Origin of the sequence: Kitasatospora sp. NPDC048194 (assembly GCF_043202455.1) — a bacterium.
Taxonomy (GTDB): Bacteria; Actinomycetota; Actinomycetes; order Streptomycetales; family Streptomycetaceae; genus Kitasatospora.
In genome coordinates this window covers 83,966-97,472 of the sequence record NZ_JBIDAK010000025.1, presented here as the reverse complement: position 1 = coordinate 97,472, position 13,507 = coordinate 83,966, and the positions used below count along the sequence as shown (strand labels likewise).

Annotated in this window: 12 protein-coding genes, 1 rRNA gene and 1 pseudogene; 11 read left to right on the top strand and 3 right to left on the bottom strand. The window is 75.1% G+C overall.

Features of this window, described 5'->3' with window-relative positions; genetic code table 11:
- The 3 genes and pseudogenes from rrf to ACGF07_RS26370 form a co-directional block, all read left to right on the top strand.
- Nucleotides 1-112, top strand: a 5S ribosomal RNA gene (rrf, locus tag ACGF07_RS26380); the annotation flags it as partial.
- Between the two features lie 329 nt (nucleotides 113-441).
- Nucleotides 442-1,173 (top strand): annotated as a pseudogene (locus tag ACGF07_RS26375) (RNA helicase); the annotation flags it as partial.
- Nucleotides 1,174-1,350: 177 nt separating this feature from the next.
- Nucleotides 1,351-2,274: a tetratricopeptide repeat protein gene (locus tag ACGF07_RS26370; protein ID WP_392902626.1), complete on the top strand. Its 924-nt coding sequence runs from the start codon at nucleotides 1,351-1,353 to the stop codon at nucleotides 2,272-2,274.
- A 148-nt stretch (nucleotides 2,275-2,422) separates the two neighbouring features.
- On the opposite strand, the gene ACGF07_RS26365 is transcribed toward ACGF07_RS26370, so the two are convergent.
- On the bottom strand, nucleotides 2,423-3,793 hold the full coding sequence (locus tag ACGF07_RS26365) for a DUF1015 domain-containing protein (RefSeq protein ID WP_350747831.1): 1,371 nt from the start codon (nucleotides 3,791-3,793) through the stop codon (nucleotides 2,423-2,425).
- Between the two features lie 92 nt (nucleotides 3,794-3,885).
- On the opposite strand from ACGF07_RS26365, the gene ACGF07_RS26360 reads away from it, so the two are divergent.
- Nucleotides 3,886-4,431, top strand: a complete 546-nt coding sequence (locus tag ACGF07_RS26360) for a tetratricopeptide repeat protein (protein WP_350747829.1) — start codon at nucleotides 3,886-3,888, stop codon at nucleotides 4,429-4,431.
- 104 nt (nucleotides 4,432-4,535) lie between these two features.
- Nucleotides 4,536-5,573 (top strand): HAD-IIA family hydrolase, encoded by a 1,038-nt coding sequence (locus ACGF07_RS26355; protein ID WP_392902612.1) that lies wholly within the window; start codon nucleotides 4,536-4,538, stop codon nucleotides 5,571-5,573.
- A 27-nt stretch (nucleotides 5,574-5,600) separates the two neighbouring features.
- On the opposite strand, the gene ACGF07_RS26350 is transcribed toward ACGF07_RS26355, so the two are convergent.
- The gene (locus tag ACGF07_RS26350; RefSeq protein ID WP_392902610.1) at nucleotides 5,601-5,948 is read right to left on the bottom strand and encodes an alkyl sulfatase C-terminal domain-containing protein; all 348 of its coding nucleotides are present in this window, start codon (nucleotides 5,946-5,948) and stop codon (nucleotides 5,601-5,603) included.
- Nucleotides 5,949-6,107: 159 nt separating this feature from the next.
- On the opposite strand from ACGF07_RS26350, the gene ACGF07_RS26345 reads away from it, so the two are divergent.
- The 4 genes from ACGF07_RS26345 (at nucleotide 6,108) to ACGF07_RS26330 (ending at nucleotide 9,008) form a co-directional block, all read left to right on the top strand.
- Nucleotides 6,108-6,983 (top strand): hypothetical protein, encoded by an 876-nt coding sequence (locus ACGF07_RS26345; protein WP_392902607.1) that lies wholly within the window; start codon nucleotides 6,108-6,110, stop codon nucleotides 6,981-6,983.
- Complete coding sequence (locus tag ACGF07_RS26340) at nucleotides 6,967-7,164, top strand: hypothetical protein (protein ID WP_350747819.1); 198 nt, start codon at nucleotides 6,967-6,969, stop codon at nucleotides 7,162-7,164. The genes ACGF07_RS26345 and ACGF07_RS26340 overlap by 17 nt, the downstream gene beginning before the upstream one ends.
- A 37-nt stretch (nucleotides 7,165-7,201) precedes the next feature.
- Nucleotides 7,202-8,008 (top strand): TlyA family RNA methyltransferase, encoded by an 807-nt coding sequence (locus ACGF07_RS26335; RefSeq protein WP_350747833.1) that lies wholly within the window; start codon nucleotides 7,202-7,204, stop codon nucleotides 8,006-8,008.
- Between the two features lie 91 nt (nucleotides 8,009-8,099).
- A complete protein-coding gene (locus ACGF07_RS26330; protein ID WP_350747816.1) occupies nucleotides 8,100-9,008 on the top strand; it encodes an NAD kinase in 909 nt (302 codons plus the stop codon).
- A 119-nt stretch (nucleotides 9,009-9,127) separates the two neighbouring features.
- Here ACGF07_RS26330 and ACGF07_RS26325 read toward each other — a convergent pair whose 3' ends face one another.
- Entirely contained in the window at nucleotides 9,128-10,672 is a 1,545-nt protein-coding gene (locus tag ACGF07_RS26325) for a PLP-dependent aminotransferase family protein (RefSeq protein ID WP_392902604.1), read from the bottom strand.
- Between the two features lie 395 nt (nucleotides 10,673-11,067).
- Between ACGF07_RS26325 and ACGF07_RS26320 the strand changes: the two genes are divergently transcribed.
- On the top strand, nucleotides 11,068-11,646 hold the full coding sequence (locus ACGF07_RS26320) for a YitT family protein (RefSeq protein ID WP_392902623.1): 579 nt from the start codon (nucleotides 11,068-11,070) through the stop codon (nucleotides 11,644-11,646).
- An 88-nt stretch (nucleotides 11,647-11,734) separates the two neighbouring features.
- Nucleotides 11,735-13,468: a DNA repair protein RecN gene (recN, locus tag ACGF07_RS26315; protein WP_392902621.1), complete on the top strand. Its 1,734-nt coding sequence runs from the start codon at nucleotides 11,735-11,737 to the stop codon at nucleotides 13,466-13,468.
- Nucleotides 13,469-13,507: the final 39 nt, after the last annotated feature.

The window sequence follows — 13,507 nt, the reverse complement described above, 5'->3', positions numbered from 1 at the left end:
TGGTCATAGCGTGAGGGAAACGCCCGGTTACATTCCGAACCCGGAAGCTAAGCCTCACAGCGCCGATGGTACTGCAGGGGGGACCCTGTGGGAGAGTAGGACGCCGCCGAACAATTATTCAAGGCCGCGGCCCCAGCGACTCGCTGGGGCCGCGGCCTTTTTGTTTTTCGCGAACGTGAACGAGGCCGGCAGGCCGGACTTCCGCCCAGGCGCGGACGCTTCCGGCATGTCGGACAATGGAGATGGTGCGCGGCCAGGAGGTCGCCGCCGATACCGCGTGACGGCACTCGATTTTGGTCGATCCGCGGTGGAGCTGAAGCAGCAGAAGGAGTCACCAGGATGTCGAACCAGCCCGAGGGCCGTCCCGAGCGCCGATCGGACGATGGCCGAGGCCACGAGCCCCGGTCCCGTGGGGGCTGGTCCAACGATCGCGGCGGTTTCCGTCGCGACGACCGCCCCTCCGGCGGCGGCTACCGCCGGGACGATCGTGACGAGCGTCCGCGTCGTGACGACCGGCCGTTCCGCGACCGCGACGACCGTGGCGGCGACCGCGGTGGCTTCCGTCGTGACGACCGCCCGTCCGGTGGCGGCTACCGTCGCGATGACCGTCCGTCGGGTGGCTTCAACCGTGACCGTGGCGACGACCGCGGTGGCTTCCGCCGTGACGACCGCCCCTCCGGTGGCAGCTACCGCCGGGATGACCGCCCGTCGGGTGGCGGCTTCCGTCGTGACGACCGCCCGGCCGGCGGTGGTTTCCGCCGTGACGACCGCCCCTCGGGTGGTTTCCGTCGGGATGACCGTGACGAGCGTCCGCGTCGTGACGACCGGCCGTTCCGCGACCGCGACGACCGTGGCGGCGACCGCGGTGGCTTCCGCCGTGACGACCGTCCCTCCGGCGGCTTCAACCGCGACCGCGGTGACCGCGGCGACGACCGCGGTGGCTTCCGCCGCGACGACCGCCCGTCGGGTGGCTTCAACCGTGACCGTGGCGACGACCGCGGCGGCTTCCGCCGTGACGACCGCCCCTCCGGTGGCGGCTTCCGCCGCGACGACCGCCCGAGCGGTTTCCGTCGGGATGACCGTGACGAGCGTCCGCGTCGTGACGACCGGCCGTTCCGCGACCGCGACGACCGCGGCGGCGACCGCGGTGGCTTCCGCCGTGACGACCGCCCCTCCGGCGGTGGTTTCCGTCGTGACGACCGCCCCGCCGGCGGCTTCAACCGCGACCGCGGTGACCGCGGTGGTGACCGTGGCGGTTTCCGCCGCGACGACCGCCGTGACGACCGCCGCGACGACCGCGGCCGCCGGGACTACGACGACCGCCGTGGCAACTACGAGCCGGTCAAGCGCCTGCCGATCCCGGAGGACGTCACCGGCTTCGAGCTGGACGCGGACGTGCGCCAGGAGCTCAAGAGCCTGCCCAAGACCCTCGCGGACGACGTCGCGCGCAACCTGGTGATGGTGGCCCGCCTGCTCGACAGCGAGCCGGAGGAGGCCTACCAGTACTCGCGCGTCGCGCTGCGGCTGGCGTCCCGCGTCGCGGCCGTCCGCGAGGCGGCCGGCTTCGCCTCGTACATGACCCAGCGCTACTCCGAGGCGCTGACCGAGTTCCGTGCCGCCCGTCGGATGACCGGCCGGGCCGACCTGTGGCCGGTCATGGCGGACTGCGAGCGCGGCCTGGGCCGCCCGGAGCGGGCGCTGGCGATGGCCGGCGAGCCCGAGGTGAAGCAGCTGGACAAGGCCGGTCAGGTCGAGATGCGCCTGGTCGCGGCCGGTGCCCGCAGCGACATGGAGCAGTTCGACGCCGCCGTCGTCACCCTGCAGAGCCCGGAGCTGGCCTCCAGCGCCGTGCACCCGTGGACCGCGCGGCTGCGGTACGCGTACGCCGAGGCGCTGATCGCGGCCGGCCGCGGGGAGGAGGCCCGTGACTGGTTCGCCAAGGCCGCCGAGGCCGACACCGACGGGTCGACCAACGCCTCCGAGCGTCTGGCCGAGATCGACGGTGTGGAGTTCACGGACGCGCTCGACCCGGAGCTGGCCGAGGAGCCGCTGCAGGACGAGGCCCCGGCGAAGAAGCGTGGCGCCGACGTCTCCGACGACCGCGTGATCTTCGAGGACGAGGAGGACGTCGAGGAGTACTACGACGAGGACGACCTCGAGATCGACGAGGACTTCGACGGCGTGGTGCCCGAGCGTTCGCAGGACGCCGAGGACGAGGCGAAGCGGTCCGAGCCGGCCGCAAAGGCCGAGGACAAGGACGACGCGCAGGGCTGACGGCCCCGGCGCGGTAGCCCTGGACGGCCCGAAGCGCCTGAGGTGCCCTGAGGCGCCTGAAGTGCGTGAAGCGCCTGAAGCGCCGTGAGAGTGAGGCCCTGCCGGTCCCCCTGAGGGATCGGCAGGGCCTCACGGCGTTTCAGGGCGGCTACCCCAGGGCCAGGTTGCGCAGCACCAGCCCGGTGGCCGGCTTCGGCCCGAAGGACGTGGACTTGCGCGGCATGGTGACGCCCTGTTCGGCCAGCCGGCGGACCACGCTCTCCCGGACCGGGTGCAGCAGAACGGCGGTGCCGCCGGTGCGGGCCGCCTCGCGCTCGGCTGCCGCCGCGGTGTGGAGGTAGCCGATGTGGTCGGGGCCGTCGGGGACGTGCCAGGTGTGGTCGAGCAGCGTGGCGTGCAGGACGGTGGCGTCCAGGTGGCGCCACTCCTCGGGCCGGTCGTGCGGCACGGTCGCGTCGAGCAGGGACTCCTCGGGTTCGCCGAGCAGCCAGTAGACGCCGTCGCCCCCGGTGAGGACGAAGCCGTTGCCGCCGTGCCGCTTCTGCTCGGCGAGTGCCTGGAGCGCTGTGGGCAGCGGGCCGGGGACCTCCTTGACCGTCCAGTGGTCGCCGAGCTTCTCGAGTGCCTCGGCCACCGGCAGCCGGTACAGCACCCGGTGGATGGCCCGGACCCGCAGCGGGTAGCGGGCGGTGTCCACCAGGAGCACCATGCCGCGGTCCCAGGGGCTGCGCGGCAGGTGCCGGTGCTCGCGCTGGAGCCGCAGGTACATCTCCCAGCGGTGGTGGCCGTCGGCGATCAGCGCCCGGCAGGTGGCCAGGTCGCGGCTGATCTCGGCGATCTCGGCGGGGTCGGTGACGGCCCACAGGCGGTGGTGGGTGCCGTCGCTGGTGGCGGTGGAGAGCAGCGGCTCGCCCTCGACCGTCCGCTCGATGACGCCGGAGGCGCCGCCGTTGCCGCGGTAAGTGAGCAGCAGGGGTTCGAGGTTGGCCCGGGTGGTGCGCATCAGGCCCACCCGGTCGGCGACCGGGCGGGGCATGACGTCCTCGTGCGGGAGGACCACGCCGGCCTCGGGTCCGCTGACGGCGAGGGCGCCGATCAGGCCGCGCTGGAGCAGCTCGGGGGAGTCGCCGCCGGCGGGCACCCGCTGCTCGTAGACGTAGATCGCCGGGTCCGGATCGGCGGCGAGCACGCCCTCGCGCTGCCAGGCGGCGAGCAGTCGGGCGGCGTGCCGGTACCGGGTGTCGCGGTCGGGGCGGTCACCGGCGTCCTCGGGCTCGGGCCGGGGCAGGATCAGCCGGACCACGTTGTGCGGGTCGGCGGTCTCCAGGTCGAGTCGGCGCCCCGGGTCGACGACGTCGTACGGCGGGGACATCACCGCGGACAGCGCGCCGACCCTGCCGGGGACGTAGCGCAGGCCCCGGAAGGGGGACAGGGACAGGCCTGCGGTGGCGACGTGCCCGGGATCGCCGGGGCCGCCCTCGGGAGTCTCGACTCCGTCTTCTGCACTGGGTGCGCTCATTCTGGGCATGGTAACCGGGTACGCGTTGTTGAAAGATCTGATTACCGGTGCCGGCTCGTGGGGCGGGCGAGCGATCGAGGGCGAGGTACGGCATGGACGACGGGCGGGAGCGGACGGACGACGGAGGGTCGGGGGAGCACGTCCCCGCGGGGAGCGTTCCGGCCCAGGGCCGGCCCGGGGAGCCCGCGGGCGACGTCTACGACTGGTTCCGCCGGGGCGCGAAGCTGCTGGCCCAGGGGCATCCGGCGGCCGCCGGGCAGCTGCTCGCCCGGGCGGCGGAGGCCGAGCCGCACTCGCGCAGCATCCGCGAGGCGCTGGCCCGGGCGCAGTTCGACGCCGGGTCGTACGCGGAGGCGCTGGAGAACTTCCGGGCCGTGGCGCTGGCCGATCCGGCGGACGACTACGCTCAGTTCGGGTGGGGCGTCGCGGCGGCCCGGTTGGGCGACTTCGAGACGTCCGCCGAGCACCTGGCGCTGGCCGTGGCGATGCGGCCGGAGGCCGACCACTACCGGGAGGCCTTGCGGCAGACCCGGGCCACCCTGGCGGCTCGCGCCGGGGCGTTCGGCCCGCTGTTGCCGGGTGCCCCGGGCTACCGGGAGGCCGGGGAGCAGCGCGGGGGCGTCGATGGCGACGCCTGAGCGGGCCGGTTACGAGCAGGGCAGTTGACGAACGCGGTGATCCGCGGCGAGAGCGCGGGGTCCGCAGTGATGGGGAAGCCCGCAGTGAACGAGGTAGTGCAGGCATGACCGAGACCGACACCACGGCGGGGCGCACCGCCCCCGGCGCCAGCGACGTCCCGCTGACCGAGGCGTACGACACCGCGCTGCTGGACCTGGACGGCGTGGTCTACGCCGGTCCGCACGCGATCGAGCACGCGGTGGACTCGCTGGCGGCCGCCCGCCGGGCCGGGATGCGGCTCGCGTACGTGACCAACAACGCGTCGCGTCCGCCGCGGGTGGTGGCGGAGCACCTGACCGAGCTGGGGGTGCCGGCCGAGCCCGCGGACGTGATCAATTCGGCCCAGGCGGCCGCCCGGGTGGTGGCCGAGAAGGTCCCGGCCGGGGCGAAGGTGCTGGTCGTGGGCGGCCTGGGACTGGAGGAGGCGCTCGCCGAGCGCGGGCTGGTGGCGGTCCGCTCGCTGGACGACGAGCCGCGCGCGGTGGTCCAGGGCTTCGACCCGTCGGTGGGCTGGGCGCAGTTGGCGGAGGCCGCGTACGCGGTGCGCGGCGGGCTGCCGTGGGTGGCCTCGAACACGGACATGACGGTGCCGACGGCGCGCGGCATCGCGCCCGGCAACGGGACGCTGGTCGCGGCGGTCCGGGCGGCGACCGGGGTGGAGCCGGAGGTCGCGGGCAAGCCGCTTCCGCCGATGCACCGGGAGACGGTGTTGCGGACGGGCGCGCGCCGGCCGCTGGTGGTCGGGGACCGTCTGGACACCGACATCGAGGGCGCCTTCAACGGCGGTGTGGACAGCCTGCTGGTGTTCACCGGGGTGACCACCCCGGCGCAGCTGCTGGCGGCGCCGGCCGAGCACCGGCCGACCTACCTGGCGCCGGACCTGCGCGGTCTGCTGGCCCCGCACCCGGCGGTGTCGGCCGGCGACGGCGGGTTCGGTTGCGGGGGCTGGTCCGCCCGGGTGGAGGGTGGAGAGCTGCGGCTGACCGGGTCCGGGGACCGCTGGGACGGCCTGCGGGCGCTGTGTGCGGCCGCGTGGACGGCGGCGGACGGGGACGGCGGGCCGGTGGACGGACGGAAGGCGCTGGCCGAGCTGGGCTTCTGATCCGCGCCGCCACCGGGCGGCCGGCCGTCAGAGCAGGGTGCGCAGCCGCAGCAGGTCGCGGAGACCGGCCTCCAGCTTGACCCGGCCGCTCGCCCAGGCGGAGGCGAAGTTGAGCGTGCCGTCGACCAGGGCGACGAGGTCGTCGCTGGCCATGGTGAGCCGGATCTCCGCCTTGGTGGCGGGCGGGCCGGGCGTGGCGACGACGTCCTGGATCCGGCCGTCGCGCAGCTGACCGGTGAAGGTCAGGTCGAGGTCGGTGATCCGGCAGCTGAGCGAGCGGTCGAGGGCGGCGGCCTTGCGGACGTCGCCGGTGGATGCGGCCATGTTCCGGCTGAGCTGTTCCAGTGCCGCGCGGCACTCCTCGGCGTTCGCCATGGCGGTGGCTCCATCCCCAGGTCACTACGGTGCTCTGACTGCCGGGCCACGGTACCTCAGAAGGGTTTTGGCGGTAGCGTCGTCAGTGGGGTGCCCGGACAGGCCCGGGCACCGACGGCCACGGAGCGATGCGCGCGCAGGCGCGAAGGAGGCACCCGGATGCTGCCGAAGACGGTGCGGGAAGCGATGGCGGCCGCCACCGCGGTGGTGGAGGAGGTCGGCAAGCGGGTCGTCGGCACGGCGACCGCGATCCTGGAGCGGACCGGCGTCGACGTCGCCGAGGTCGAGCGCAAGCTCGGCGGGCAGTTCCCACCGTCTCCCCAGGCGCTGCAGACGCTGGCGGAGGAGGCGGTCACCGCCGGGCGGGCGGGGGTGGACCTGGCCGTCGGGGTGGCGCGCAACGAGGTGGAGAAGGCCTTCGAGAAGGTCGGTGACCAGGTCACCAAGGTCGGCGTGGTGCTCGCGTACCTGGAGAGCAAGCTGCGCGAGGTCGAGGAGGAACCGGCGGCGGCCGCGGCGAAGCCCGGCCGGGCCGGCGCGGACGTGCCGGCGCAGGGTCCGGCGCCGGCGCCTCGGGCGGACGACCTGTTCGGGCACGGCTGGGAGTACGAGGACGAGCGCTCGGCGGACGAGCCGATAGTGACCCAGCGGGTGGAGGTCGACGAGCCGGTCGAGGTCGATCCGCCGGTCGCGGCGGAGCCGGTGGCCCGGAAGAGCACCCCGGCGAAGGAGGCCCCGGCGAGCGAGGCCCCGGCCAAGAAGGCGACGGCCGAGAAGGCGACGGCGAAGAAGGCTCCGGCGCAGAAGGCGACGGCGAAGAAGGCCCCGGCGAAGCAGACGGCTGCCAAGAAGACCGCTTCCGCTGATTCCGCGCGGAAGACCGCTACCGCTGCGAAGAAGACCGCCGCCAAGAAGGCCCCCGCCAAGCGGACCCCTGCCAAGAAGACCGCCTCCGCCGAGGGGGCCACCGCGTCGAAGAGGACCACCGCCCGCAAGACCACCAGCCAGAAGGAACCGGATGCCCGAGACGAGTGACCCCACCCCGCCCGCCGAGCCGCTCGGCGTCGAGCTGCTGCCCACCGGCCACCCCGGAGTGGACGCCGGGTTGGCCCGGCTGGAGGCGCTGGACGGGGTCCCGGCGGAGGCACACGTCGCGGTGTACGAAGATGTTCACCAGCGGCTCGCCGACACGCTGGCCGCACTCGACCGGGAATGACCCCGCAGGACCCGTAGGAGCTGAAGCACCAGTGGCAGTGGCACGACGCCGACTCGACGCGGAGCTGGTCCGCCGCAAGCTGGCCCGTTCGCGTGAGCACGCGTCCGAGCTGATCGCGGCCGGGCGGGTGACCGTCGGCGGCACCACCGCGACCAAGTCGGCCACCCAGGTGGAGACCTCGGCGGCCGTCGTGGTGGCCGAGGACGAGAACGACCCCGACTACGTCTCGCGCGGCGGCCACAAGCTCGCCGGCGCGTTCGCGGCCTTCGTACCCCAGGGCCTGGTGGTCGAGGGACGCCGGGCGCTGGACGCCGGCGCCTCCACCGGCGGGTTCACCGACGTGCTGCTGCGGGCCGGGGCCGCTCACGTCCTGGCCGTGGACGTCGGCTACGGGCAGCTCGCCTGGTCGCTGCAGAGCGACGACCGGGTCACCGTGATGGACCGCACCAACGTGCGCGAGCTGACCCTGGAGTCGATCGGCGGCGAGCCGGTCGACCTGGTGGTCGGCGACCTGTCCTTCATCTCGCTGGGCCTGGTGCTTCCGGCGCTGGCGGCCTGCGCGGCGGAGGACGCGGACCTGGTGCTGATGGTCAAGCCGCAGTTCGAGATCGGCAAGGAACGGCTCGGCAGCGGCGGGGTGGTGCGCAGCCCGCAGCTGCGCGCCGAGATGGTCCGCCAGGTGGCGGGGCAGGCGTGGGAGCTCGGTCTCGGCGTGCGGGCGGTCACCGCGAGCCCCCTGCCGGGGCCCTCCGGGAACGTCGAGTACTTCCTCTGGATGCGCCGCGACGCCCCGCAGCTGGACCCCGCGGAGGCGGACCGGGCCGTGGCGGAGGGGCCCCGATAGGGTGCTGTGCGAACGTCCGGCCCGTCATGCTGTACGACGCGGCCGCACCGGGCCAAGGGCGACCCGGCAGACGTAGGGAGAGGGCAGCGGCATGAGCGATGGAGAACGTACGGTCTTCCTGATCGCGCACACCGGCCGGGAGACGGCGCTGCGCAGCGTCGAGGCCCTGGTGCACGGGCTGCTGAAAGCGGGCCTGCGGATCAGACTGCTGGAGGCCGAGGCGGTGGACCTCGACCTTCCGGACGGGGTCGAGAAGGTCGCCGAGGGGCCGGGGGCGGCGGACGGCTGCGAGCTGATCCTGGTCGCCGGCGGGGACGGGACGCTGCTGCGCGGTGCGGAGTTGGCGCGCTCGCACGGGCTGCCGATGCTGGGGATCAACCTGGGCCGGGTCGGCTTCCTGGCCGAGGCGGAGCGGGACGACCTGGCCGTGGTGGTCGAGCGGGTGGTGGACGCCGACTACGAGGTCGAGGAGCGGATGACGATCGACGTGATCGTCCGCACCAACGGCGATGTTGTCCACCAGGACTGGGCGTTGAACGAGGCGTCGATCGAGAAGGCGTCCCGGGAGCGGATGCTGGAGGTGGTGACCGAGGTGGACGGCCGCCCGGTGTCCAACTTCGGCTGCGACGGGGTGGTCTGCGCGACGCCGACCGGCTCGACCGCGTACGCGTTCTCCGGCGGCGGGCCCGTGGTGTGGCCGGAGGTGGAGGCGCTGCTGATGGTGCCGATCTCCGCGCACGCGCTGTTCGCCCGCCCGCTGGTGACCTCGCCGGACTCGGTGCTCGCGGTCGAGGTGCAGCCCAAGACTCCGCACGGGGTGCTCTGGTGCGACGGGCGGCGTTCGGTCGAACTGCCCGCCGGAGCACGGGTGGAGGTGCGCCGGGGGCAGACGCCGGTGCGGCTGGCCCGGCTGCACCGGGCGCCGTTCACGGACCGGCTGGTGGCCAAGTTCGCGCTCCCGGTGACGGGTTGGCGTGGTCGGTCCAACACCGCGCACTGACTCGTCCGACGCGGCGCACTGACGGCCCGGCACGGCGCTGTGGCGGTCCGGCACGGCGCTGTGGCGGCCGCGAAGTCGTGCGCCGAGGCCCCCATGACGGCCCGTCGGCACGACGCCCGTCAGACGGCCAGTGGCTGGGCCTCGTCGGCCGAGCCGAGTCGGCCGCCCGCCGCCGCGCGGGCGGCCACCGCGGCGAGCCGTTCGACGGCCGCGGGCACGGCAGCGGCCGGCACGGTGAGCGGCAGCCGGATGTGGTGCTCGAAGGCGCCGTCCGAACCGAACCGGTTGCCGGAGGCGATCCGGATCCCGGCGCGCTCCCCGGCCTGGGCGAGCGCGGCCCCGGACAGCCCGTCGGTGGACACCCACAGGGCCAGGCCGCCGGGCGGCATCCGGAAGCGCCAGCGGGGCAGGTGCTCGGGCAGGGCGGCGGCGAAGGCGTGCGCGGTGGCCCGCAGCCGGTCCAGCTGGTGCGTGCGGACGTCCGGCAGGGGTTCGTTCAGCAGCTCCGCGGCGATCAGCTGGTCGAGCACCGGGGTGCCGACGTCGCTGTAGACCCGCTCGGTGGCCAGTCGCCGGACGAGCGCGGGCGCGGCCCGTACCCAGCCGATCCGCAGGCCGCCCCAGAGCAGCTTGCCGGCCGAGCCGACGGTGACCACCTGGGCGGAGCGGTCCAGTGCCGCCATCGGGCGTGGCAGCGGCGTGGAGTCCGGTACGCCCCAGCCGAGTTCGGCGGTGGTCTCGTCCGCCAGCACGATGCTCCCGGCGGCCCGGGCGGCGGCCAGCAGCTCACGGCGCTGCTGCTCGCCGATCAGCGCGCCGGTCGGGTTGTGGAAGTCCGGGATGACGTAGGCGGCCTTCGGTGCGGCTCCCCGCAGCACCCGCCGCCACTCACCCAGGTCCCACTGCGGCTCCTCCGGGTCCTGCGGCCCTGCCTGTTCCGCCGGCTCCCGGCGGAACGGCGGCGGGGCGTAGGGCACCGGCACCAGGCGCGCCCCGCTGAGGCGCAGGGCCTGCAGGGTGTGGGCGTAGCTGGGGGCCTCGACGGCGACCCGGTCGCCGCGGCCGATCAGGACGCGCTGGACGAGGTGCAGGCCGCCCATCGCGCCGGTGGTGACGAGGATCTGGTCGGGGGTGGTGGGCAGTCCGCGCTCGGTGTAGCGGCGGGCGACGGCCTCGCGCAGCACGGGGACGCCGGTCGGGTAGTGGCCGTGTCCGGTGGCGTAGTGGGGGAGCAGCTCGACGGCCCGGGCGGCGGCCCGGCCGAGCCAGGGCTGCGGGGCGGGCAGGGCGGCGACGCCGAGGTCCAGGATGCTGCCCTGCTCGTCCGGCGGGACGGGGTGCAGGGCGTCGCTGGGTGGCGGGGCGCCCTCGGGCAGGGCGGTCCAGCTGCCGGAGCCGCGGCGGCTGAGCAGGTAGCCGTCGCCGCGGAGGGTCTCGTACGCGGTCGCGACGGTGGTGCGGCTGAGGTCGAGGGCGGAGGCGAGTTCGCGTTCGGCGGGCAGTCGGGCGCCGACCGGCAGCCGGCCCTCGGTCACCAGGAGCCGGATCTGCCCGGCCAGGGTGCGGTAGGCGGGGCGGCGCGCGGTGGCCGGCTCGGGGAGCCGGGCGGTGGCGAGCAGCCGGGCCAGTGCGGGCGGGGTGACGGTGGTGTGCCAGTCGGCCATGGCGCTGATCAGTCCAGTTGCTCGGGATTGGCCCTGTTGGGGGCCTCATTGGCCGGTTCATCATGTCAGGGCGGCCGTCGAGCCGCCACCACCGGGGCCACCCCGGGGGTGCGGCACCACCCGCAGGAGCACCATTGGCCACCACCGGCGCCACCCCCTCGACCGCCCCGGACCCGATCACGCCGACCCCGGCCGCCCGGCCCTCGACCACCCGGAGCACCTCGACCACTCGGACCACTCGGACCACCCGGACCGCCGCGACAACCCCGACCACCGCGACCACCCGGACCGCAACCGCCGGCTCCGGCCCGCTCGTCCGCGTCCTGGGCGACACCCATGCGCTGGGCCGCCGGCTCCCGCAGCTCTTCGCGGGCCTGGGCCTGTACGGCGCGAGCATGGCACTGATGCTCCGGTCCGGCCTGGGCCTGGACCCGTGGGACGTCTTCCACCAGGGCCTCCAGCGGGTCCTCGGCCTCACCGTGGGTGCCTGGGTGACCATCTGCGGGGCCCTGGTGCTGCTGCTGTGGATCCCGCTGCGCCAGCGCCCGGGCCTGGGCACCGTCGCCAACGTGCTGCTGATCGGCGCGGCCATGGACCTCACCCTGAAGCTGGTCGGCGCCCCGCAGGGCCTGCCCGCCCGGATCGCGCTGATGGCCGGCGCGATCGTGCTGAACGGCCTGGCCTCCGGCCTCTACATCGGCGCCCGCTTCGGGCCCGGCCCGCGCGACGGCCTGATGACCGGCCTGCACCGGCGCACCGGGCGCTCGCTGCGGCTGGTCCGCACCGGGATCGAGGTCACGGTGCTGGTGGCGGGCGTCCTGCTGGGCGGCACCGCCGGGGTCGGGACGGTCGCGTACGCGCTGGCCATCGGCCCGCTGGTGCAGCTGTTCCTGCGCTGGTGCACCGCGCCCGCGGCCCCGGAGACCGCCCCCGGCGCCCCGGACACCGCGGCGCAAACGCCCCGGAAGGGATGAACTTCCGGGCACGGAGTTGCCGCGCGCCGTTGCCGCTCGTCGCGCTCCGGGGGCGGAACCTCGTAAGGTCGTCTCCGTGTTGGACGAGATGCGGATACGGGATCTTGGGGTCATCGACGACGCGGTGGTCGAGCTGGCCCCCGGCTTCACCGCCGTGACCGGTGAGACCGGCGCCGGCAAGACCATGGTCGTGACCAGCCTCGGCCTGCTGCTCGGCGGCCGCGCCGACCCGGGCCTGGTGCGCAACGGCTCCGGACGCGCCGTCGTGGAGGGCCGGCTGGAGCTGCCCGCGGACTCCCCGGTGGCGGCCCGCGCCGTCGAGGCCGGGGCGGAACTGGACGACGGGGCCCTGCTGATCAGCCGGACCGTCTCCGCCGAGGGCCGCTCCCGGGCGTACGTCGGCGGACGGGCCGTGCCGGTCGGACTGCTCACCGAGCTCGGCGAGGACCTGATCGCGGTGCACGGGCAGACCGACCAGCAGCGGCTGCTGCGCCCCGCCCGGCAGCGCGGTGCGCTGGACCGCTACGCGGGCGAGGCGGTGGCCGAGCCGCTGGCCCGCTACCGGGAGACCTACCGCGCCCTGCGCGAGGTCTCGGCCACCCTGGAGGAGCTGACCACCCGGGCCCGCGAGCGCGCCCAGGAGGCCGACCTGCTGCGCTTCGGCCTGGACGAGATCGCCGCCGCCGAGCCGGTGGCCGGGGAGGACGTCGAGCTGGCCGCCGAGGCCGAGCGGCTCGGCCACGCCGACGCGCTGTCCTCCGCCGCGACCCTCGCCCACGCCGCCCTGGCCGGCGACCCGGCCGACCCGGAGGCGCTGGACGCGGGCACCCTGCTCGCGCAGTCCCGCCGGGCCCTGGACGCCGTGCGCCAGCACGACGAGCGGCTCGCCGGCCTCGCGGACCGGCTGAACGAGGTCGGCTACCTGCTCGCCGACGTGGCCGGGGACCTGGCCGGCTACGCCGACGACCTGGACGCCGACCCGGTGCGGCTGGCGGCGGTCGAGGAGCGCCGGGCCGTGCTGGCCCAGCTGCTGCGCAAGTACGGCGGTGAGGAGGGCACCCTCGCCGAGGTGCTCGCCTGGGCCGAGGCCGGGGCCGCCCGGCTCGCCGAACTCGACGGCGACGACGACCGGATCGACCAGCTCGGTGCCCAGGAGACCGAGCTGCGGGCCGAGTTGGCGGAGCTGGCGGCCGAGGTGTCGGCCGCCCGGCAGGCTGCCGCGGGGCGCTTCGCCGAGGCCGTCTCCGCCGAACTCGCCGAGCTGGCCATGCCGCACGCCCGGGTGACCTTCTCGATCACCCAGGTCGAGGACCTGGCCGGGATCGAGGTGGACGGCCGTACCGTCGCGTACGGCCCGCACGGCGTGGACGAGGTCGAGGTGCTGCTCGCCCCGCACCCGGGCGCCCAGCCGCGCCCGATCGCCAAGGGCGCCTCCGGGGGTGAGCTGTCCCGGGTGATGCTCGCCGTCGAGGTCGTCTTCGCCGGGGCCGACCCCGTCCCCACCTACCTGTTCGACGAGGTCGACGCGGGCGTCGGCGGCAAGGCCGCCGTCGAGATCGGCCGCCGGCTGGCGAAACTCGCCGAGACCGCGCAGGTCGTGGTGGTGACCCACCTCCCGCAGGTCGCCGCCTTCGCGGACCGGCACCTGGTGGTGGAGAAGACCCACGACGGCACCGTGACCCGCTCCGGCGTCAAGGCGCTGAACGACGAGGAGCGGGTGCGCGAACTCTCCCGGATGCTGGCCGGCCTGGAGGACTCGGAGCTGGGCCGCGCCCACGCCGAGGAGCTGCTGGCCACCGCCCGCGCCCCCCGCCAGCCCTAGGAACCGTCCGGCGAGGACCCGCCGGACCGACCCCGAGCC

Excerpts from the sequence above, each read along its gene's own strand:
- ACGF07_RS26365 (WP_350747831.1), bottom strand. The coding sequence starts at position 3,793 with ATGAGCGCACCCAGTGCAGAAGACGGAGTCGAGACTCCCGAGGGCGGC.
- ACGF07_RS26360 (WP_350747829.1), top strand. The coding sequence starts at position 3,886 with ATGGACGACGGGCGGGAGCGGACGGACGACGGAGGGTCGGGGGAGCAC.
- ACGF07_RS26355 (WP_392902612.1), top strand. The coding sequence starts at position 4,536 with ATGACCGAGACCGACACCACGGCGGGGCGCACCGCCCCCGGCGCCAGC.
- ACGF07_RS26350 (WP_392902610.1), bottom strand. The coding sequence starts at position 5,948 with ATGGCGAACGCCGAGGAGTGCCGCGCGGCACTGGAACAGCTCAGCCGG.
- ACGF07_RS26345 (WP_392902607.1), top strand. The coding sequence starts at position 6,108 with ATGCTGCCGAAGACGGTGCGGGAAGCGATGGCGGCCGCCACCGCGGTG.
- ACGF07_RS26340 (WP_350747819.1), top strand. The coding sequence starts at position 6,967 with ATGCCCGAGACGAGTGACCCCACCCCGCCCGCCGAGCCGCTCGGCGTC.
- ACGF07_RS26330 (WP_350747816.1), top strand. The coding sequence starts at position 8,100 with ATGAGCGATGGAGAACGTACGGTCTTCCTGATCGCGCACACCGGCCGG.
- ACGF07_RS26325 (WP_392902604.1), bottom strand. The coding sequence starts at position 10,672 with ATGGCCGACTGGCACACCACCGTCACCCCGCCCGCACTGGCCCGGCTG.
- ACGF07_RS26320 (WP_392902623.1), top strand. The coding sequence starts at position 11,068 with ATGGCACTGATGCTCCGGTCCGGCCTGGGCCTGGACCCGTGGGACGTC.
- recN (WP_392902621.1), top strand. The coding sequence starts at position 11,735 with ATGCGGATACGGGATCTTGGGGTCATCGACGACGCGGTGGTCGAGCTG.